Source organism: Paenibacillus sp. FSL H8-0175, from assembly GCF_045040615.1.
GTDB classification, from domain to species: Bacteria; Bacillota; Bacilli; order Paenibacillales; family Paenibacillaceae; genus Paenibacillus_AQ; species Paenibacillus_AQ odorifer.
Map to the genome: position 1 here is coordinate 5,066,041 of NZ_CP150299.1, position 21,107 is coordinate 5,087,147.

20 protein-coding genes and 2 riboswitches are annotated in these 21,107 nt (G+C 44.8%); of the genes, 4 read left to right on the forward strand and 16 right to left on the reverse strand.

Features of this window, described 5'->3' with window-relative positions:
• Nucleotides 1-33 precede the first annotated feature (33 nt).
• From MHH46_RS22655 to MHH46_RS22680, 6 genes are all read right to left on the reverse strand, one after another.
• Nucleotides 34-996, reverse strand: a complete 963-nt coding sequence (locus tag MHH46_RS22655; protein WP_076193065.1) for a hypothetical protein — start codon at nt 994-996, stop codon at nt 34-36.
• Between the two features lie 218 nt (nt 997-1,214).
• On the reverse strand, nt 1,215-1,760 hold the full coding sequence (locus MHH46_RS22660; protein WP_076193063.1) for a hypothetical protein: 546 nt from the start codon (nt 1,758-1,760) through the stop codon (nt 1,215-1,217).
• A 256-nt stretch (nt 1,761-2,016) separates the two neighbouring features.
• Nucleotides 2,017-2,115: riboswitch (cyclic di-GMP riboswitch) on the reverse strand.
• A gap of 277 nt (nt 2,116-2,392) precedes the next feature.
• On the reverse strand, nt 2,393-3,118 hold the full coding sequence (locus MHH46_RS22665) for a hypothetical protein (protein WP_076130692.1): 726 nt from the start codon (nt 3,116-3,118) through the stop codon (nt 2,393-2,395).
• 211 nt (nt 3,119-3,329) lie between these two features.
• Nucleotides 3,330-3,647, reverse strand: coding sequence for a helix-turn-helix domain-containing protein (locus MHH46_RS22670; RefSeq protein ID WP_036682958.1), 318 nt, complete (start codon nt 3,645-3,647; stop codon nt 3,330-3,332).
• A gap of 124 nt (nt 3,648-3,771) precedes the next feature.
• Nucleotides 3,772-4,095: a hypothetical protein gene (locus tag MHH46_RS22675; RefSeq protein WP_076184188.1), complete on the reverse strand. Its 324-nt coding sequence runs from the start codon at nt 4,093-4,095 to the stop codon at nt 3,772-3,774.
• 23 nt (nt 4,096-4,118) lie between these two features.
• On the reverse strand, nt 4,119-5,051 hold the full coding sequence (locus MHH46_RS22680) for a Gfo/Idh/MocA family protein (RefSeq protein WP_405132630.1): 933 nt from the start codon (nt 5,049-5,051) through the stop codon (nt 4,119-4,121).
• 166 nt (nt 5,052-5,217) lie between these two features.
• Here MHH46_RS22680 and MHH46_RS22685 point away from each other — a divergent pair, with 166 nt between their 5' ends.
• Together MHH46_RS22685 and msrA are read left to right on the forward strand one after the other, a co-directional pair.
• Nucleotides 5,218-5,838: a TVP38/TMEM64 family protein gene (locus MHH46_RS22685; protein ID WP_076193058.1), complete on the forward strand. Its 621-nt coding sequence runs from the start codon at nt 5,218-5,220 to the stop codon at nt 5,836-5,838.
• Nucleotides 5,839-5,936: 98 nt separating this feature from the next.
• Nucleotides 5,937-6,923 carry a peptide-methionine (S)-S-oxide reductase MsrA gene (gene msrA / locus MHH46_RS22690; RefSeq protein ID WP_076193056.1) on the forward strand — a complete coding sequence of 329 codons (987 nt, stop codon included), beginning with the start codon at nt 5,937-5,939 and terminating at the stop codon, nt 6,921-6,923.
• Between the two features lie 91 nt (nt 6,924-7,014).
• Here msrA and MHH46_RS22695 read toward each other — a convergent pair whose 3' ends face one another.
• Nucleotides 7,015-8,130 (reverse strand): DUF4349 domain-containing protein, encoded by a 1,116-nt coding sequence (locus tag MHH46_RS22695; RefSeq protein WP_179086311.1) that lies wholly within the window; start codon nt 8,128-8,130, stop codon nt 7,015-7,017.
• A 428-nt stretch (nt 8,131-8,558) separates the two neighbouring features.
• On the opposite strand from MHH46_RS22695, the gene MHH46_RS22700 reads away from it, so the two are divergent.
• Entirely contained in the window at nt 8,559-8,711 is a 153-nt protein-coding gene (locus MHH46_RS22700) for a DUF1540 domain-containing protein (RefSeq protein ID WP_076098619.1), read from the forward strand.
• A 146-nt stretch (nt 8,712-8,857) separates the two neighbouring features.
• On the opposite strand, the gene metE is transcribed toward MHH46_RS22700, so the two are convergent.
• From metE to MHH46_RS22740, 8 genes are all read right to left on the reverse strand, one after another.
• Nucleotides 8,858-11,161, reverse strand: a complete 2,304-nt coding sequence (gene metE / locus MHH46_RS22705; RefSeq protein ID WP_076193052.1) for a 5-methyltetrahydropteroyltriglutamate--homocysteine S-methyltransferase — start codon at nt 11,159-11,161, stop codon at nt 8,858-8,860.
• Between the two features lie 154 nt (nt 11,162-11,315).
• Nucleotides 11,316-11,522: riboswitch (cobalamin riboswitch) on the reverse strand.
• A gap of 99 nt (nt 11,523-11,621) precedes the next feature.
• Nucleotides 11,622-12,482: an undecaprenyl-diphosphate phosphatase gene (locus MHH46_RS22710; RefSeq protein WP_076193050.1), complete on the reverse strand. Its 861-nt coding sequence runs from the start codon at nt 12,480-12,482 to the stop codon at nt 11,622-11,624.
• Between the two features lie 50 nt (nt 12,483-12,532).
• Nucleotides 12,533-13,156, reverse strand: a complete 624-nt coding sequence (locus tag MHH46_RS22715; protein ID WP_036682974.1) for a DedA family protein — start codon at nt 13,154-13,156, stop codon at nt 12,533-12,535.
• Nucleotides 13,157-13,173: 17 nt separating this feature from the next.
• Nucleotides 13,174-15,123, reverse strand: coding sequence for an FtsX-like permease family protein (locus MHH46_RS22720; protein WP_076193048.1), 1,950 nt, complete (start codon nt 15,121-15,123; stop codon nt 13,174-13,176).
• Nucleotides 15,098-15,868: an ABC transporter ATP-binding protein gene (locus tag MHH46_RS22725; RefSeq protein WP_076193046.1), complete on the reverse strand. Its 771-nt coding sequence runs from the start codon at nt 15,866-15,868 to the stop codon at nt 15,098-15,100. Before MHH46_RS22725 ends, MHH46_RS22720 begins: the two co-directional genes overlap by 26 nt.
• A gap of 85 nt (nt 15,869-15,953) precedes the next feature.
• Nucleotides 15,954-16,961: a sensor histidine kinase gene (locus MHH46_RS22730; RefSeq protein WP_076193044.1), complete on the reverse strand. Its 1,008-nt coding sequence runs from the start codon at nt 16,959-16,961 to the stop codon at nt 15,954-15,956.
• The gene (locus tag MHH46_RS22735; protein WP_038572574.1) at nt 16,958-17,659 is read right to left on the reverse strand and encodes a response regulator transcription factor; all 702 of its coding nucleotides are present in this window, start codon (nt 17,657-17,659) and stop codon (nt 16,958-16,960) included. Before MHH46_RS22735 ends, MHH46_RS22730 begins: the two co-directional genes overlap by 4 nt.
• Nucleotides 17,660-17,821: 162 nt before the next feature.
• A complete protein-coding gene (locus MHH46_RS22740; RefSeq protein WP_218640548.1) occupies nt 17,822-18,274 on the reverse strand; it encodes an NlpC/P60 family protein in 453 nt (150 codons plus the stop codon).
• 237 nt (nt 18,275-18,511) lie between these two features.
• Between MHH46_RS22740 and MHH46_RS22745 the strand changes: the two genes are divergently transcribed.
• A complete protein-coding gene (locus MHH46_RS22745; RefSeq protein ID WP_405132515.1) occupies nt 18,512-19,207 on the forward strand; it encodes a hypothetical protein in 696 nt (231 codons plus the stop codon).
• Between the two features lie 819 nt (nt 19,208-20,026).
• On the opposite strand, the gene MHH46_RS22750 is transcribed toward MHH46_RS22745, so the two are convergent.
• On the reverse strand, nt 20,027-20,821 hold the full coding sequence (locus MHH46_RS22750; protein ID WP_076130252.1) for a TIGR00266 family protein: 795 nt from the start codon (nt 20,819-20,821) through the stop codon (nt 20,027-20,029).
• Nucleotides 20,822-21,107 lie beyond the last annotated feature (286 nt).

Here is a 21,107-nt window from a genome sequence, read left to right on the forward strand (position 1 = left end):
GCTTCACTCCTTTACTTATAAGTTCCGATGAAGTTAACTTTCAAATACGTCTCCACCAATTTGACCACCCTGAACGTAGTTATTTAATGCTTTCCCTTGTCTATAACCACTCTGTTCAGCTACAGATTTTGTAATATAGTTAGAAGGCAATTGACCTGTTTGCCTTAAACTATCAACTACTGGGTTTGCGGCTTCTTCTGTTTTTAATAACTCCTTGTACTTAGCATATTGAGCAATGTTATCTGCACCATTACCCGTGCCCTCTTTCGCCTTAACCTCTATCTTATTACTATTAGCAGTATTTGACTGCTTCGGTTTAACTGGCTCTTTTACCTTACTAACAGTACTCGGTGTTGAGCTCTTTTTTGATAAACTAAACATGCCGTTTGTGAACCCCATTGCAGCCAAGCCTAATGCCTGTTGCATATTGGGATTTATCACTTCTTGTCTGTACATTTCTTGGGCTTCGGCAAGGGACAGGCCTTTAGTACTTAAAGCATAGACCATTGCGACCCCATCCACGGAGCCACCTATTTTAGTCCACAAGAAACCTTTATGCACTTTGAGACCAGCATCTTTCAATATACCTGCTGTTACTTTTCCTTTGTTCTCCTTCACAGCGTCCAAAACATATAATGCCTGCTCCAAACTAGGTATACCTACGCTTGTAAGAAACCTATACTCATCAGCTGTCACATTATAATTCATCTGCAGCGATGCTTTGGCCGTTTCCGTGCCTTTTTGTGTTTTTGTGTTGATCGTTAATGAATAATTTGTTGTTACAGCTATATTAGTACGGCCAATAACTGTTTTAACCTGATTATAATCGGTTTCTATACTTTTGCCTGACTGAAGTGTATCAGTATGTGAATTAGATGTATAGGTTAGGATTCTTACTTTTTTAAGAGCTTGGTTCCACTCTTTCTCTGACGCAAAACCTCTAGTGGAGACTCCTTGAACTACGATTTTAGTAATTTCTTTGCTTTGGAACTGCAAAGGAGTAGCTGGTGGGGCTGGTGCCTTTCTAACTATGTTAGCCTGGGCAGCTATAGCCTCACGTTCTACTGCTGTAGAAGCTTTATAATACGCATTTGTCAGAGCAATAATTTGCGCTTGCGCTTGTATATTTAGGCCCTCATCGCCTTTGGCCCAATGTCCTGTCGGATCTAAAAATTGTATCGGATCATTATTTGCATACGTATATAGATTCAGACTTAATAGGTTGTTATCCTCACCCCAATAGCTATATTATGTACATTGACCATCGTCCCTGACATCAATACCTTGTTCCCGGCTATCTTATTTTCTTCTGCTGGCAAAGCGATACGGGGTTGTGCAAGAGTGGGAGTGAACATGTTAACCATAGAAATTTCGATATTATTTAATGCCGTTTCTACATTAGGACTATTAATCTGACTCAAGCTTAGCTTTCCATCCCTTACAGTAACACTTTTCTTCAATGTAGAATGCTCTCCAGGGTCTAACGATAGACCATCCCAGAATATAGTGCCTTCCACATCCAGCGCATTCCTACTTCCATATACTGAATCACCCACAGTTACAGCTACTTCATAGATACCATTGTCTAATTGGATCTCCCACATCCCGTCAGGATGCATTAATGTCAATGTATCGAGAGTAGGATTTCCGTACGAGCTCTGACTCATATTAAACTTGTTTTGCAAGTCATCATAAGTAGCTCTTGTAACAGTGGAATTTGTATGATCTGTAGTCCAACCGTAGGCATAGTTGTTTTTCACTCAGAATACTTCTCCGTAATCAGCGAGAAAACCCTCTGGAGTATGCGATTGCATAGGTTGAAATTGAATTTTAATTGTCTCTCCTTGCGCAAGGACTTTCATGGAACTCCCACCAAGGAAAGGAGCAAACAGCTGAATTAACAACAATAAGCATAATAATTTACTTATTAATCTCTTTCTTTTTGTCATAATGTCCTCCGATTTAAGAATAAGTTCAAATGGTATCCATAAAAAAACACACAAAAAAACCACTAGAAGAAGCGGCCCGGCTACCATTCTTTAGCATCCTTAGATGCTCGAATAAGGCCCGTGGCTTTGCGTCCCTGACTTTCGTGCAGGTTTGCCTTTTCTAATTCAAATGGTTATTAAAGGAAATCGAAAACAGATTCATTACTCCACTTACAATGCATTCTCCGCTTGGTAATAATACCCTATAACTGAATCACTGGATATAGTCATTACTGTGAACTTTGTCGTTTTTCATCTAATTCTTTGTTATAGACCCCCTATCAACAGCCAAATTTACTAATATATAGCAAAAATACGCCTCTTCATAATAATATCCTAGTACGAAATACCTAAGACATTTTCTGAAGAGGCGCATCTATTTGATCACACCAAATCTGTATCTTCTATTGAACATAAGCCTGCATATACGTTCGCTTACCCTTTGCGTCCTTCAAATAAGGTCCTAAGCCAGCAAAGCGGGAGTGATCCATATAAACACCAGTCATCCATCTGCCTTCTGTTAGGCCTCCGTTCCATTTGAGGACAAGGTCAGGGGCGGATATCCATTCCTGATAAATCTGTATATTCTGATCTTTGTACTCTTTACAAGGCTTAGACTGCTCCAGAAGACGTAGATCATTAAGGTAAGTTGGCACGAAATAAGAGGATATCGTATGCAAATCATCTTCATCAAAAAAGGGCTCATCCCCTAAAAAGGGTTTGAATAATACGGTATTCTCGTACATAGACCAAATTAGGGCTTGTAGCACCATGCTTTGGCGAATGCCATTATGGAACTTATATTGTCGTTGATTACTCGCCACATTCACTTCTTGAAGAGGTTCCGTCGACTCCAGACAATGCCGTTCACAGCCGATACATTTCCAGCCAGAAGGACTTTGAATCCATTTTTGAAAAATAGTCCCGCTATCATTGTTGCCTTTGTAGAGTGAAGAGATAATGCTGTAAGGCACGCCAATCCACGCATCCCATAAGGAATCTGGAAGATGGCTATGCAGCATGAACAACGTCTTGTCATAGATGAGCTGTACTTTGATCGAAGCGTTCTCCAGCTCAGCAACATCCTTTTTTCCATACGTTATTTCCCGGGAAAACAGGGTGGTCTTCATCTCCCTCGCCTCCTAATAGTTTTGCTATGCCTGTACTCCAGCTGAGTAGATTTGAGCAAAAACCAATATTGCAAGCGTTTCCATGCAAGGAACATACAACGTTTTTTCTATTATATTACAGATTTTTTCGATCTGTGCAAGGTTTTTATTTAAAAATTGAAAAGCCCTCCTCCGTTCTTCAGGAAAAAGGGCCACAACACGACTTTGATTTCTACTCTACCCAGCTCTCAGCCCAAGACTGAATCTGCTGCATAACAGGCTCCAGCGCACGGCCTTTGTCTGTTAGTTCATATTCAATACGCACAGGTGTTTCCGGGTATACATGTCTAACCAGAATACCCTCACCTTCCAAATCCTTCATCCGCTCGGACAGCATCTTATCGCTCATTGAAGGAATGAGGCCGGAAATATCTTTAAACCGCTTCGGTCCACTCATCAATGTCTGAATAATAAGTCCATTCCAACGTTTGCCTAAGAAAGAGAAGGCTGTCTCAAATCTGGGACACATCGAAATTTGATGTTCTTCCATTGTTCTCACCTCTCACTAGCGAAACTTACTATTAGTTAGTATATATAATATTAACACATTTCATCCCTGATGAACATCGTTTACTAAAAAAAGTTCATCTGACATTATCATTATATCCTCGTTGTCAATCCCCTGTATGTGCTTTAGATTCCCTTTTAGAGATCGCTTCTGTCACGATTTGCGCCAAGTCATCATTTCCGAATAAGGAGAGTACGCCCAGAACTGTGTCATCGGAAATATCCCCTGCTTCCTCCGCAGAAACCGTTAGGGCAAGCGCTTTTCGCAAGGCTTCATTCCCTTCTTGCTGTGGATACGCCTGTAAATACAAACTGTGCGGGTCGAGTCCTTGATTCACGCACCACTGGGCGAATACAAGGATCATCATCTCTTCCTCACGCTTATAGCTTTCGATGATTTGTTCCTCCACTAATTTACGGTTGTCTTCCATATTTTACTCCTTTCTTAGAGACCTCATTCAGCAAGCTGAGCTGCCAATCTATGACTAGGCAGAACTGCTGAAGCAGCAATACTGCATAACTCTGGTGTATTTATATTGTTCAGGAAATGATCTACCACTCCACCAAAACCTCTTCTATCCAGCACCGTATCCCAGCTTCCAAAGCTCTGGGTCCGTGGCAAAGCATTTTTTTCATATAGGATGGCTTGGTCCAGATCTGCTACTTCCACCGAACGTCCATTACCGTGCAGCTCCAGCTTCTCCAAATCAACACCCGCCTCACGAAGCATGCTATACATCCCCACTGAGCCCTGCTCCCAACCCAGCATTCCAGATGCCTGCACAAGTCGCCCCTCTCCATTGGATTGAAGATTACTGCGAAGCAGCTCATACTGATCTCCACATAACCATAACAGCAGATCAAGCATATGAATCAAGTCGTCATGCACAGTCTCACGGCTGCTGCCTAACTGCAGCTTCGTGCGATGTTTAATCGCGTGGCAATGGCTAATGCCTCCGGCTTCCTCGAGCCAACTCTTGGCAGTGACATACATTGGGGCAAAACGCCGATTAAAGCCCACGCCTAGCAGCAGCCCTTTATTTTCTGCCAGCTCTGCCATCCTTCTGGATTCTTCCAGATCATAGGACAGCGGCTTATCTACATACACCGAAATCCCATGTTCGAGACATTTTGTTACTATATCATAATGGGTCGTCGTTGGGCTATGCACAAATACTGCATCCAGATCCCAAGACAACAGCTCGTCCAAATTTGTCGTACCTTTAGGAAAACGGTAGGCTTTAACAGCTTGCTCTACTGTTGTGGATGAGTAACTGAGAACCCCCACTACCTCAACTTGTCCATGCTGAGAGAGCAGTGGCAAATATACTTTGCGGGCGATATTTCCAATCCCGATGATGGCGACTCTTTTGCGTGCAGAAACGATCAATGATCTAACTCCCCTCTTTATAATTCAAGAATTTATCTCTCTCTTTGTTCTCTATAAATGCTATTATACCTGCTTGGCGTTCGCCGACAATGATCTTCACTTCAATATTTACTTTTTATCCCGTATGATGAGATGAATGAGTGGAAGAAAGGGTATATTAGCTATGAGAAAATGGTTCTCGATTATTCTTTATGTTTCGGGCACAATCCTTGCGTTTATCTACAGATATGACATCCTTAGCTGGATGAAAGAGGATCATAATCTTTTCAGCTCTATAGGGATCGCAACTTTACTGGCTCTCTTTCCAGTTGTACCGTACAAAGCGGTCATCGGATTTTTTGGTTATGCATACGGAAGTTTGGCAGGTGCTTTAATTTGCTGGGTAGCTACAACCCTTGCTGCCGCATTCCTTTTTGGCGTAGTGAAATTCTTATTTCAAGATCAAGCGAGAGCTTATCTGACTTCTATTCCCCTACTCGAAAAATTCACAAAAGGCATAGAACGGCGGCCCTTTGCTTCTATTGTCTTAGCACGTCTCTTGCCGATTATCCCGCAGACAGCAGTTAACATCTATGCCGGAGCAGCCGGACTGCCCTTCTGGGGTTATCTTGCTGCCTCAGCTATTGGAAAAATCCCAGGCATCGCCTTGTATGCCTTCCTTGGGGATCAACTGTTCCAGAACCCAGGTAATGCGATTATAGCCATTATTGTTTATGCCATTGTGCTTATTATAGCCGGACTAAGCTTTCGTTACAGTTCACAGGAAGTAAAAAACACTAGGTAACAGAGAGCTTATTTGGCGGAAGCTGGCAGGCTGTGGTTATTTGCTTTATAATTAGATTGTGATCTATTTAATTGCATTACATGAATGGAGGGATATTAATGAATGAACATCAGACTAACCATATAAATTCCAAGGCGGAAAAAGCAACCTTTGCAGGTGGATGCTTCTGGTGCATGGTCTCGCCGTTCGAGGAATTGCCAGGCATTATTAGTGTCGTCTCCGGCTATACTGGCGGGCATACAGTGAATCCTACCTATGAAGAGGTATGCTCCGAAACTACAGGACATGTTGAAGCCGTACAAATTACGTTCAATCCAGAAATTTTCCCTTATAGCAAGCTGCTTGAGTTATTCTGGCAGCAAATTGACCCAACCGACGCGGGTGGACAATTCCATGATCGCGGCACCTCTTACGGAACGGCTATCTTCACCCATTCTGAAGAGCAGAAGCAACAAGCAGAGGCTTCCAAGGCAGCTTTGCAAGAAAGCGGCCGATTCGCTAGCCCGATTGTTACCCCGATCCTCCCGGCAGCAACCTTCTATCCTGCCGAAGAATATCATCAGGGCTACCATCGTAAGAACCCGGGTCACTACAAACGTTACCGTAAGGGTTCCGGCCGAGAGGATTTTATCGAAACCCACTGGACACATAAAGAAGACAAACTAAGCTTAAAAGAACGTCTGACGCCACTTCAATATGAAGTCACTCAGAATAGCGCTACAGAGTCACCTTTCCGAAATGATTTTTGGGATCACCACGGAGAAGGCATTTATGTAGATATCGTATCTGGTGAAGCATTATTCAGTTCGCAGGATAAATACGATTCCGGTTGTGGCTGGCCCAGCTTTACACGTCCGATTCGCGATTACGCCGTGAAGGAAAAGACGGACCTCAGCCATTTGATGGTTCGCACAGAAGTGCGCAGCAAAGTAGCAGATTCCCATCTAGGTCATGTCTTCGACGATGGTCCAGGGGAAAACGGCCTGCGCTACTGCATTAATTCAGCGGCATTGCGGTTTATACCAAAAGAGGATCTGGAGAAAGAGGGCTATGGCGAGTATCGTGTACTCTTCCAGCCTGCCTAATCTTCGATAAGGCGAAATACTGTGCTGTCTTATAGAAAAGCCTCCAATTCACGGTATACCATGAATTGGAGGCTTTTTAATTCATAGGAGCTTATTCTTTATTCTCGTCCTCGTTAGCTTTCTTATCCTTTATTGAGGTTGTCACCGTTGGCTCTGCTGGTGCAGGGAATATCTCCTTGTTCAGTTCCCGATTTTCCTGCCGTATCCGCTGGGTCTGCTGCTCCCGTCGTGCACGGATATTTTTGCGGGCAAACCAAACGATGACTAAAATAATGCCCGCACCGATTAGAATCGGCAATGCGCCTGCAAGAATTACAAAAATCCACTGAAACATAACAGATAGTGCGTTCAGGCTTCCTTTTAAAGCATCCGATGCCCGTTCCAGCAATGGACCTTGCTCTGCCTTTTCCTTCACGGCTAAGCTCTCATCCGTCTGGTACACTCTAAGCTCTACCGTTGAAAAAGATACGTTCTGATCTATATATCGCATTCTGCCTTTGATCTGCTCAATCGTTTCTTGAATCGAACCAAGCTCGTTTGCAAAGGCGACCAGATCACTTGATTTCGTTGCTTTTTTCATAAACTCTGTGTATTGAGCTTCCATTAACTGCTTTGCCTTTAGACGCGACTCCAGATCAACATACTCCTCCGAGACATCCTGACCTTGAATACTGCGCTGTAGCGATTCGTGTTTTACTTTTTCCAAATTATTCAGAAAAGGAGAGAACCCGGAGGCAGGCACCTTAAGGATAAACGTCCCTCCTTGCTCATATTGCGACATGTTTTCGTTAAACTCTATAATATATCCTTTAGCCATCGTTACCATGTTGCGGATTTCAGTCTGAGCTTTACCGTAATCTTCTACTTCCATAGTCAGATTGGCATGATAGATTAGCTTCTTGTTCAATCCTTCCACGACATCACTGCCCGTGAATCCCGCGTTCCCTTGATCCGTGTTCTCTGATGTCAAACCTTTTTCAACTGGGGCTTCGTTGCCTCCCGCTGCTGTCTCAGCTTCTGCTGAGGTGCTCTTATCCGCTAATGTAGCTTTCGAAGATTGCTCAGTGGTTGCTGCAGCAGAATTACTCGTATTTCCGCCGTCACCAGCTAATTTGTCTGCCGCCGAATTGTTATCACCCGAGCCACAACCTGCCAATACCACCGCAAGAATTAATAAACATAAGTAATGCAGACCCCATTTGCGCATTCTCATTCCTCCAAAAGTGTAGTGGTTATCCCTAGCATTGTAACGTTACGGAATGTCATGTTCTGTACAGATCTCTTCCGTCTCTCATTTCTATAACGCCCCAAAACTTGGAAGGTTGCACTGGAATATGGAATTTCGGTAAATTTCTTTTGGTTTTTCTTGTTGAATACACAAAAAGCCGCATTTCTGCGGCTCTTATTGGACATATTTTTGATGTGGGAGGGTGACCCGAAAGTTAAAGAACTCATTTGCTTACAAACTCATTATTTGGTACAATTACCACGTCTAACCTAGTAAAAAAAGCCAAATACCCTCTATTCATAATGAATGAGGGCGTGACACGGCTTTGTTGAGACAAGCTCCACCTTGCTGAACAGAGCCGTTCATTGAATGATACTATCAATTACTAAAAGGGGAGGTGAACCCTCATGGCAAAAGACGTAGTTTGTGAAGTTAACTCCTGCACCCACTGGGCAGAAGAGAACAAATGCAGCGCTGAATCGATCTTCGTAGCTTTCCACAGCTCCCAAGAACCAAAACGCGCAGAAGAAACAGATTGCAAAACTTTCGAAAGTAAATAAGTAAATGCCTGAAGGGACCCTCCACGGTTCCTTCTTTTTCTTTTTCATTCTAACAAGATTGAGAATTATTATCAAGTAGCTGATTATAAAAAAATAAGTGAACTAAAAAGCCAGGGTAAATTACCCTGGCTCTAATTTATTTATGTCTATTTTGAAGCAATAACCCCTGACTTTTCCCTCGCAATAGCAGCAGCGCTTACCATATTACGTAGTGCATCCTCTGTCTCCTGCCAGCCACGTGTTTTCAGACCGCAATCCGGATTAATCCAGAACTGTTCAGGGTCCAGCACCCGCAGCGCACGATCGATATTCGCCGTCATTTCTTCTACAGCCGGAACCCGCGGGCTATGGATGTCATACACTCCAAGACCGATTCCTTTATCATAGGCCTGCTCCTCAAAGCTGATAATCAGCTCCCCATGGCTACGTGAAGTCTCAATGGAGATTACATCAGCATCCATAGCCGATATGGAATCGATCATGTCATTGAATTCGCTATAGCACATATGCGTATGAATTTGTGTCGTAGCCTTCACATGGTTCGTAGCAACGCGGAACGACTTCACTGCCCAGTTCAGGTAATGCTCACGGTCTTCTGCCTTAAGCGGAAGTCCTTCACGTATAGCCGGCTCATCCACTTGAATCATTTCGATGCCTGCATCTTCTAGCGCTTTTACTTCATGGCGAAGGGCAAGAGCAATTTGATTGGCTACCTCTTCCCGGCTGAGATCATCACGTACAAATGACCAATTGAGGATAGTTACAGGACCCGTCAACATTCCTTTAACCGGAAGCTTCGTCAACGATTGTGCATAGACACTTTCTTTAACAGTCATAGGCTGTATAAATGCAACATCCGCGTAGATCACCGGTGGCTTAACGCAACGGGAACCGTAGGATTGAACCCAGCCATTACTAGTAAACAAGTATCCGTCCAGCTTTTCTCCGAAAAACTCCACCATATCTGTACGCTCGAACTCACCGTGGACCAGAACATCCAGACCTAGCTTTTCTTGGAAGGTAATTGCATCCGCGATCTGCTCACGAACAAATCCATCATAACGCTCCTGATTCCAGACCCCTTTACGCCATTTCAATCTCGCCTGACGCACTTCTACTGTCTGCGGGAAGCTACCAATTGTAGTGGTTGGCAGAAGTGGAAGCTGCCATTTCTCTTGCTGCACCTTTAAGCGTTCAGCAAAAGGCAAACTGCGTTGGTCAGGCAAAGCTGCAAGTGCAAGCACTTGCTCCGCCACATCCTTACGGCCACGCTCAGGTAGTGCGCGGAATGCTGCAATAGCTTCACGACTAGCGGCCAGCGCTGCTTTAGCAGCTTCTCCTTTATCTGCGAGGGCTGCTCCGAGCAAACTAAGCTCTGCAAGCTTCTCATCGGCAAAAGCTAACGCATTCTTAACTGTCGCCTTCAGCTTCAACTCACCTTGAACGGTGACTGGGACATGCAGCAGACTGCAAGAAGGCTGAAGAATAAGACGATCAAGCGGCACATGAACGCTGAGCTTTTCTACCAGTTGCAGCTTAGCGTCTAAATCGGAACGCCAGATGTTCCGTCCATCAATAATTCCGGCACCCAGCCATTTGTCCTTCGGCCAGCCAAGACGTTCGATAGAAGCCAGATTCGCTCCACCATCGTGCACAAAGTCAAGACCCAAGCCTTGAACAGGCAACTCTAGCAGTGCCTCCAACGGTTCAGCAGCTTCGAAATACGTCTGTAAAATAATATTCAAGCCCGGCACGGAGCCGGCAATTTCTGTGTATATCGAGTTAAGCAGTGTTAATTCTTCTTTACTTATGCCTGTAACAATCGCTGGCTCATCGATTTGTACCCAGCTTACCCCTTCTTGCTTCAGTTCCTGTAGCAGTTGAACATAGACTGGAACAAAACGTGCAGCAATCTTGGCGATATCTGCCGCTGCGTAACCTTTGGACAGCTTAAGGAAGGTATACAGACCTAAAAGTACCGGTTTACCTTCAATCCCTGCCTGCGATTTAGCAAAACGATAAGCCGCTAGAGGTTTATTTTCAGTCAGGCGTGGTGTTTGTGTGCCGATCTCTGGAACGATATAGTGATAGTTCGTATTGAACCATTTGGTCATCTCACAGGCAGTAGCCTCAGCATTACCACGGGCCATTGCAAAATAAAGATCAAGCCCGATGTCGCCGCCATCATACGTGTACCGTGGAGGTACAATTCCAAACATAACAGCCGTATCCAACACATGGTCATAAAAAGTAAAATCATTTACCGGAATAAGCTCAATTCCTGCCTCTTGCTGGGTCTTCAAATGCTGCAGCTGAATTGCTGCCATTTCGGAGCGGAATTGCTCCTCATTTATTTTCCCCTGCCAGTAGGCTTCCAGTGTCTTTTTCCACTCGCGGTTCTTTCCGATTCTCGGATATCCAAGATTGCTTACTTTTACTTTATTCGTCATCTCGATACACTCCCTCTTCCATCTCTTATTTCAAACTCCAAAGCTACTTGCTTTCCTATAAAAAAGAGCGCCCTTCCCTAAAAAAGTCAAAGGGAAAGACGCCCATGATATACCCATGGTTAACGTCTAACACCTCCCTATCTTCCGTAGGTGAAGCAGTGCTGTTGAAACAGGCAGGTCTCCTGGCTAGCGGCGTCAACATCTTGAGCAGTCTTCCCAGCAGTAGTAAATTGCCAGTGACCTCTGTTGCTCGAGATTCTTCCGTTACAGTGGCGGGACCGCATCGGCTTCGAACCGAATTTCCCTATTAAGTCTACCGAATTACTATTTTCCGGTCAGCACCTGTCTCCGATATCATTCATCATTTGAGTGTCTTAATCTGATGTCATCATACGTGAAAGCCCCAGCAATCTGCAATAGATTACTGGGGCTTCTGTTATATCGATTCCTTATAACGGACTTAGAAAAATACGAAATATACTACAGCAGCAAGAATTATACGGTATATAGCAAACGGTAAGAGCTTGATACGATTGATCAGTTTTAAGAAGAAACGCATCGATAACAGCGCAAATAGGAAGGCACTAATAAAGCCTGCAATAAAAAACGGCAACGCGTCCATGGTGAAATATTGCCAGTTTTTCATCAGTGACAACAGACTGGCACCTGCCATGATGGGTACTGCCATAATAAACGTAAAATCAGCAGCGGCACGATGGCTCATCCCGAGGAGTACGCCACCAGAAATCGTCGAGCCCGAGCGTGAAAATCCAGGCCATAACGAAAAACACTGTACAAGACCTACACCAAGTGCCTGTTTGTATGTAATCTGATCTACACTCTCAGTTCTGATCTTCTTCGGCCCAAACAGATCGGCAATAATCATTAATATAGCCCCAATCACTAGACCAATTAACACTGTTGATGTAGAGAATAAATGCTCATCAATATAATCATTAAACAGAACACCTAACACACCTGCAGGCACTAACCCTACCAGAACCTGAGTCAGCTTGAGGTGCCCGCCCTGCTCCAACTTCGGTAGCTCCTCTGTTACAGGATCCAACTGCTTACGGCTGAAACGCTTTAAACCCAACAGATCAATGAACCGATTTCTAAAAATCACAACAACCGCTAATATTGAACCCAGTTGAATAACTACTTTGAAGGTATTTGCCGTATATTGTCCAAATAACTCCTGTGATTTCAGCCACATATCATCAACAATAATCATATGACCCGTGGAGGATACTGGAGCAAATTCGGTTAAACCTTCAACAAGCCCCAAAATAATGGCTTTAATAATCGTTAATAGCTCCATGTGTTTCCCTCCTTTTTAATAGTCATTTCTATTATCAGTCCACTACCCGCTTAGCCCTCAGTGTTCATTCTCCGGCTGCGTTTGCGGAAGTACAGAAACCCAAGGATAACTAATCCGCCAGCAATTAGTACATAGACTACATTGGAGTACACATCCATGTACATGGCAATGTCTTCCCAGGATTCGCCCAATGCCGCGCCAATAAGCACAAGCAGCAAATTCCATCCCAATGTGCCAATCGTTGTGAAGATCATAAATACTCCAAATTTCATGCCCGACATTCCCGCCGGAATCGAAATCAGACTGCGGACCAGCGGAACCATCCGACAAAACAATACAGTCCAATAGCCATATTTATCAAACCAGGCGTCAGCCTTGTGGATATCTTTTTTAGTGACGCGAATTAGGCCCCCCCAGCGTTCAACCAGCTTCTCTAACCGGCTCACATCCAATAATCGGCCAATATAATAGAGAATTACTGCACCCAGTAGTGATCCAGCCGTGGCAGCAATGATTACACCAGGGATCGTTAAGCTCGTCGTAGTGGTCATAAATCCTCCAAAGGGCAGGATCACTTCTGAAGGAATTGGTGGAAATATATTTTCAAAGGCCAGCATCAGAAAAATACCGAAGTAACCAAACTGCTCCATAAAATCTGTAATCCATGCTTGCATCTTGTTACCCCCATTTCTCATATCAAGTTCTTCTTCAGGTTGCGTAAATAGCGGCTGCGAATAAAAAAGAAGTATAGTCCTTGAACAGCCAAATATCCGAGTAACACCGCGCCTGTCTCCGTTGCGATAGATAAGTAGAACAACCGTTGAAGCGCAATAAAGGCAAACACACTGTGTAAAATAGCTATTCCGACCGGCACAAAAAACAACAAAGACAGCTGAATCGTAACTATTCGATTGAGTTCTTTATCCGTAAGCCCCATCTTGGACAAAGTGGAATATTGATTGCGATCATGATCAAGATCGGTATATAACCGGAAGTAAAGAAAGCTGCCTGCCGCAATAAAAAAGACAGTACCCACCAGCAAGGAAGCAAAAAGCATTGTGTTATACAATGTTTTCTGAAGCTCAAACAGCGTGCCGCTGATCACAATCGCATACGGAGAATCACTTTCATAGGACTGTTTGCCTTTATGGGCAAGATCAGCTGCGATACCTACCGTCTGCGGAAAATCCTCTACATAAAAACCTGTATAAAGATCCGTCTGCACGGGATCAATAGCACTGTAAAGCTCGTCACTGATCACGACACCACTAAAATCCCCGCCATCTCTACCATCCAGCTCCGGCAATAAATATTCGGCAATGGGGACTTGCTCGGTATAACCTATTTCTTTAATGGCAAGTCCTTGCTGCAAGGAATAGACCGCTTTTACTCTGCCTTCTGTTAAACTGCGATCCCGCTGCGAACCAATCATCACCAGACCTTCGTTGCCCACCAGAGCACGCTCATCTGTTGGGAAACCTGCACGTTGCAGGGCGAGATTATAATCACTGAAAGCAATCAAGGGAAGGCGTAAAGTGCGATCGGGTCCAGTCTGAGCTTCGACCTCAGCATATTTAATCGGGATACTAAGCGCTTCATAAGGGAGTCCGTGCGTCTTGAGCTCTTCCTTAATTTCGTTCAGATGCTGATCAAAGGGTACACCCGTCTGATTTCCTTTGGCTACATAACCCACTGCTGCGGGATAATCCAATTTCAGCTCTCTGGAAAGTGTATGTATCGATGCAAATACCCCTACGGAAGTGAAGGAGACTGCGGATACAATCGTCACCATAAAAAACATCCGGCCATTCTCTTTCCAGCGGTAGGACAAACCGGATAAAGTGATGATATTCGTACGATGCCAATACAAGCGCCGAATGTCCTTAAGCAGCTTAACCAAACAAATACTTAGCTGGGTATAAAAGAGATACGTCCCGATAACCGTAATCGCAACGACCGGAAACATGACTTTCTCTACGGAAGCAGCTTTTGCAGTAGCCGCCATATAATAACCACTGATCAGCAGTACAGCAGAAATAATAGATAATACAAAGGATACTTTGGGTTCTTCTTCTGCCTTACGCTCTCCCTGAAACAGACGCATCAGTGACTCATTGCCGATAAAAACAAAGGTGCAAAGTGATATCAGAAAAAACAATAACACGAAGCTGCAAATCGTAAGCACAAGTGCCTGCCATGGGAGATGAAAGGTTAACAGGGGAATTCCCAAAAAAGTAGATCCGATCATCAAAAATAATTTGCCCAGAAGTAACCCGAGAAGGGTACCTGTCAGGATGGCAGAGGTGCCGATCATCATATTTTCCAGAAAAACCATGGTGTTCAGCTGTCTCTTCGTCATTCCATGCATCAATAAAATTCCGAACTCCATCTTGCGCGACTGCAGGAAGGATCCAACGGATACGAGTACGAACAAAGAACAAAAGACATAAATAATTGCCTCTGCCACCATCATCGTATGAGCCGCCGTACTATAAATTAAGCTCTTTGAAATATCCGGATGGTAAATAAACAAAGCGCACACGAAAAAGATCATCACCGAAAAAGCACTGACGACAAAGTAAGCGGCATATTTGCGTTTATTACGTGTTACATTCCTATAAGCGAATTGCCGAAAGGTCATGGCTGGTTCCCCCAAGCAGAGACAGCATATCAATAATACTTTGGAAGAAAGCGCCTCTATTACTGCCCTTGTACATTTCACTATAGAAACGTCCGTCTTTAATAAAGATGACCCGGTTGCAAAAGCTTGCAGCCACTGCGTCATGTGTGACCATCAGCACCGTAGCTCCTTCTTCCTTATTCACCTCTGTCAACATATTCATGACTTCCCCTGAGGCTTTGGAGTCCAGATTGCCTGTGGGCTCATCCGCCAAAATTAACGATGGACGATGAATCATCGCCCGGGCGATAGCCGCCCGCTGCATTTGTCCGCCTGAGACCTCGTACGTGCGCTTCTTCAGCAAATGTTCGATGCCAAGCAAGGTAGTGACCTCTTTCAGCCTGCTCTCCATCTCTGGGACACGAGCACCTGCAAGCGTCAAAGGTAATACGATGTTTTCCTCTACAGTGAGCGTATCCAGTAGATTAAAATGCTGAAAGACGAAGCCTAGCTCATGACGGCGAAAAAGCGCCTTTTCTTTTCTGCTAAGCAGATTAGGATCTCGGCCGTTGATCAGAATCTGACCGGAGGTCGGTTGGTCGATGGTGGCAATCGTGTTGAGCAGCGATGTTTTCCCGCTCCCGGATGGACCCATTATGCCAACAAACTCCCCCTTTTCTACAGAAAAGCGGATATGATTCAGCGCCTGAGTGGACACTTTACCCTCATATATTTTTGATAAATTATGAACATCTAGAATGGGCAAGTGTTACCTCTCCTTCTTTCGACTGGATTGCCTTCATTATACAAAGTGTACACATAGGCTGCTATTTCTGAAACTTACAATGCCCTTACACATTTGTAAGGTTTGTTATATGCTGCTCCCTAAATACAATCCGCACGGTGGTCCCGCTTCCTTCTTCGGAACGGATACTCACCTCATGTCCAAGTTTGCCGCAGATCTGCTTCACGAGATATAAACCCATCCCCGTAGATTCCTGGAAGGTTCGTCCATTCACCCCGGTAAAATAAGCATCGAACACACGCGGTAGATCTCCTGCTGGTATGCCTACTCCTTCATCCCGGATCTCAAGCACAGTCTGCTTATCTTCCGTGACCATCCCTTGGAAATAAACATGTTTGCCCTCTTCTGTCGTATAACGTACAGCGTTCGTAATCAGCTGCGTAAGGACAAAAGTGAGCCATTTTTCATCCGTGGTTACGGTAATCTGCTCATCTATTTGTATAGCTGGAAATACTCTTTTTCGAATAAAAAGACGCTTCTGCTCAGAGGTCACACCACGTACGATGGTCTCCAAATTCAGCCGTTCCACATAAAAATCGTGCTCGAAAGTATCCAGACGGGCCGTATAAAGCACGGTATCCAGTCCTTTTTTCAGACGATCCAGTTCATCACCAATTGCCGTAAAAGGAGGGCCATCCTTATCCTGAATGATCAGATGAATGACAGACAACGGCGTCTTCATGCCATGTACCCATTGATTAATAAAGTGAATATGCTCTTCTAATTTGTGGCGGTAGCTGTGCAAATCATTTTTGTAGAGGCGGAATTGCGACCCCAGTAAACCTCGCAAGCTTACGGCTAGCGGAGAATCCTGTGTAGGGCCACCTGCCTCATCGAGAGAGGAGGGCGTAGTCTCCAAACGTTCATAGAACGTGCGATTGGTGACGTAACGGTAAGCGAGGTAGCCAATCAGTAGACAAGTGCTGAGCAGCGCGGCATATAAACTTACATTCAGACCGCTGCCCCCATCCAGCCGATACACTAATGTGATCAGGACTAGCTGGGCTAGATAGACCACAATCAGGGGGAACTGTTCCCGTAAAAACAACTTCATTCCTCATCCCCCCAATTCGGAATCAAACGGTAGCCTTGACCGCGTACGGTTTGTAGTCCATCTGTGATAGCGAGAGCGGCAAGTTTTTTGCGTACACGTGTAACATATACATTTAAGGTATTTTCATCCACGAAGGCTTGATCATCCCAGATTTTTTCGAGCAGCCTGTCCCGGGTAACGATGACGCCTGATTTTTGCATTAGCTCATCTAGTATCTTGGCTTCCGTGTGGCTTAAGTCCACTTTAGCTTCGCCTCGGGTAAGGATTAGCCGCTCTACATCCAGCGTCATTCCGGCAACGTTTAGTGTGCGTTCATTATTCCCACCGGCATAGGTGCCGTAGGCGCGCCGCAGCTGACTTTTGATTTTGGCCATCGCGATTTCGTAATCAAAAGGCTTAGTGATATAATCGTCGGCTCCATTTTCCAGCGCCATTACTTGGTCCATTTTGCCATCGCGGGCAGATATAAAAAGAATAGGGCAGGTTGAAATTCCGCGAATCTGGCGGCACCAGTAATAACCATCGTATTTTGGCAAATTTACATCAAGGAGTACCAGATGTGGCGTGAACGCCTCAAACTGAGTGCGGACCCGCTCAAAATCACTCACCGCCTGCGTTTCATATCCGAACTTATGTAAATAATCCTGCAGCAAAGCCACAAGTCCACGGTCATCTTCTATAATAAATATTTTGAACATATCATGCCTCCGGTCCAGCCTTAACAATATAAGGGGGTCTGCCAAATAATATATACACCGTGCATAGGGTTAGTCAAATCGGAAGGAAGAAAAAAGAACCCATGAAGCACCTGTTTACGGCACCTTCTAGGTTCTTGGATAAGTTAGGTTTAAGGATATCAACTAGTCCCATTGTTTCTTCTGAATCCCGGCAAGAACTCTCTCTACAGGTGCCCAGCCGATAAGTTCTGGTTGGCTCCAGCCCGGAGCAGCTTGCAGATGGCAAATTTCCATGTAGTGATCTATCCTAACTATATCCCAGGCATGAATGGCCTCGCCATTCCCAAGGGCCAAAGCTACATGCCCCCAATCCTTAAACTCACCGTCCACCAACCCTGAGCAAGCATAAAAAACAAACGCGCCAGCTGGCGGAGCCCCGGTATTCTTGTGCGCATCGTACAGCCCTGCGGATTCGCGTGCATCGCTGCCTCCCCACATTTCGATTCCATTGCTTCTTTCATATGCATCTTCAACAAAAGCAAGACAACGCAGCGGATACTCCTGCGACCCCAGCCGCTCCTTAGCCCAACTAATGGCACTCTCAATTTCCTTGCCAAATTCCACGTCCATTACCAATATACATTCCTCCAAAGTACGATATAGTGTTGAACACATCATACCTGAACCTGCTACTCATGAGCTGGTATTATATAGTTATCAATTAAACTATCCCAATCCTACCTGAGTGGTCATCTACTTCGGCCAACCATTACTTACAAAAACATAAAAAACCGTAAATGAGCATAGCTCATTACGGCTCTAACAAACTATAAATTGGTTTAAAGATACAGGAGTGGTGGTGATAGTGTAGTAGTGGTAGTGGTAGTGGTAGTGGTAGTGGTAGTGGTAGTGGTAGTGGTAGTGGTAGTGGTAGTGGTAGTGGTAGTGGTAGTGGTAGTGGTAGTGGTAGTGGTAGTGGTAGTGGTAGTGGTAGTGGTAGTGGAGGACAATGTAAAGTTGATATTGCAGACGCCGAACGGTGATATCCCATCGAACATAAGTAACTTATTGCTTGTTGGAGTAACTCATTTGCGGGATTTATACCGTACATCTGACCGTATACGCTCGATCGGCTCTATTCTACGGGATTTATACCGTACATTTGGCTATATGTGCTCCATCGGCTCTATCTGCGGGATTTATACCGTACATTTGGCTATATATGCTCCATCGGCTCTATCTGCGGGATTTATACCGTACATTTGGCTATATGTGCTCCATCGGCTCTATCTGCGGGATTTATACCGTACATCTGACCGTATACGCTCGATCGGCTCCATTCTACGGGATTTATACCGTACATCTGACCGTATACGCTCGATCGGCTCTATTCTACGGGATTTATACCGTACATTTGGCTATATATGCTCCATCGGCTCCATTCTACGGGATTTATACCGTACATTTGGCTATATGTGCTCCATTGGCTCTATCTGCGGGATTTATACCGTACATTTGGCTATATGTGCTCCATCGGCTCTATCTGCGGGATTTATACCGTACATTTGACAGTGTCGAGTAAATTAAAGGCAGTTTTGCTCTTCTTTCGCGCCACACTAGCTCATTCGAGCAAATCAAAGGCACTTTTGCCCTTCTTTCGCGCCACACTAGCTCATTCGAGTAAATCAAAGGCACTTTTGCCCTTCTTTCGCGCCAAACTAGCTCATTCGAGCAAATCAAAGGCAATTCTGCCCTTCTTTCGCACCCCCCTAGCCAATCCGTGCAAATCAAAGGCAATTTCGCCCTACTTTCGCACCAAACTAGCTCATTCGAGCAAATCAAAGGCACTTTTGCCCTTCTTTCGCGCCACACTAGCTCATTCGAGTAAATCAAAGCACTTTTGCCATTCTTTCGTGCCAAACTAGCTCATTCGAGTAAATTAAAGGCACTTTTGCCCTTCTTTCGCGTCACACTAGCTCATTCGAGTAAATCAAAGTCATTATTGCCCTTCTTTCGCGCGATACTAGCTCATTCGAGTAAATCAAAGGCACTTTTGCTCTTCTTTCGCACCACACTAGCTAATACGTGCGAATCAAAGGCATTTTTGCCCTTCTTTCGCGCGATACTAGCTCATTCGAGTAAATCAAAGGCATTTTTGCCCTTCTTTCACGCGATACTAAACCTTTACAGCAAAACAAGGGCATTTCTGCCCTTGTTTCACCACACCCTATAGCGCCACCGCTGAAACAACGCGTCCTCTTGTAATGTTGTATACCTCGTATGCTCCACATTTCGCACGCTCTCTGCCTCATCTACTCAGTACTTCGCACGCTCACTCAACATTCCATTGTCCTCTACTTCCACGCTATGCAATGCGCTCACGCAGACTTATCTACCATCCAGCAAATTGCCTAGCCCGCCAAGCACGCTTCCTTCTTCTTTCCGACCGCTGTTGCCGGCAGCGGACAGGATGCGATCGGCCATTCGGCTGAATGGCAGCGACTGTACCCACACCTTGCCGGGTCCGCGCAACGTTGCGAAGAACAGGCCTTCGCCGCCGAACAGCGCGGTTTTGACCCCTTTTACAAACTCAATATTATATTCCACCGAAGACGTCATAGCGACTAGACAGCCAGTGTCCAGCTTAAGCGTCTCTCCCGGTTGAAGTGTGCGTTCCATAACATAACCGCCAGAGTGTACAAATGAAAGTCCGTCACCCTCCAGCTTTTGCATAATAAAACCTTCACCACCAAAAAAGCCGGTACCCAGCTTACGCTGAAATTCAATACCGATTGAAACGCCCTTTGCCGCGCAAAGGAATGAATCCTTTTGACAGATGATTTTTCCACCGTATTGCTGCAGGTCGAGCGGGATGATTTTGCCTGGGTACGGAGCAGCAAAGGTGACACTTTTACGTCCATAAGAACCACTGTGTGTAAAGACAGTCATAAACAAGCTTTCACCTGTCAACAGACGTTTGCCCGCGCCCATCAGCTTCCCCATCAAGCCACTTCCACGCGAGCCTCCGCTGCCGTCGCCAAATATCGTCTCCATTGTTATTTCCTGATCCATCATCATGAAGCTCCCGGCTTCGGCAATTACACTCTCTCCTGGGTCAAGCTGCACCTCTACACACTGTATTTCCTCACCCATAATGGCATAATCAATCTCATGAGCACTCATCCCGCAGTTCCTCCTTATAATTAAAGTCAACATGTGACTTATGAATGAAAATATATACGTGCGTTGCGATTCACGGTTTCGCTAATCCTAACTATCCATGAAAACCGCCTATATTCAGCAAAAAAATCCACCAGAGATTCTGGCTGACCTTAATCCTGTATCCCTGAAAAATGTTATTTATTCCAGCTTTCTTGAGGTTACTGTACCACATCTCTTGTCAATACTTGATAATATGTTACAATACTTTTTATACTTAAATGTTTATTTAGTAGTCTAATTCTAATGA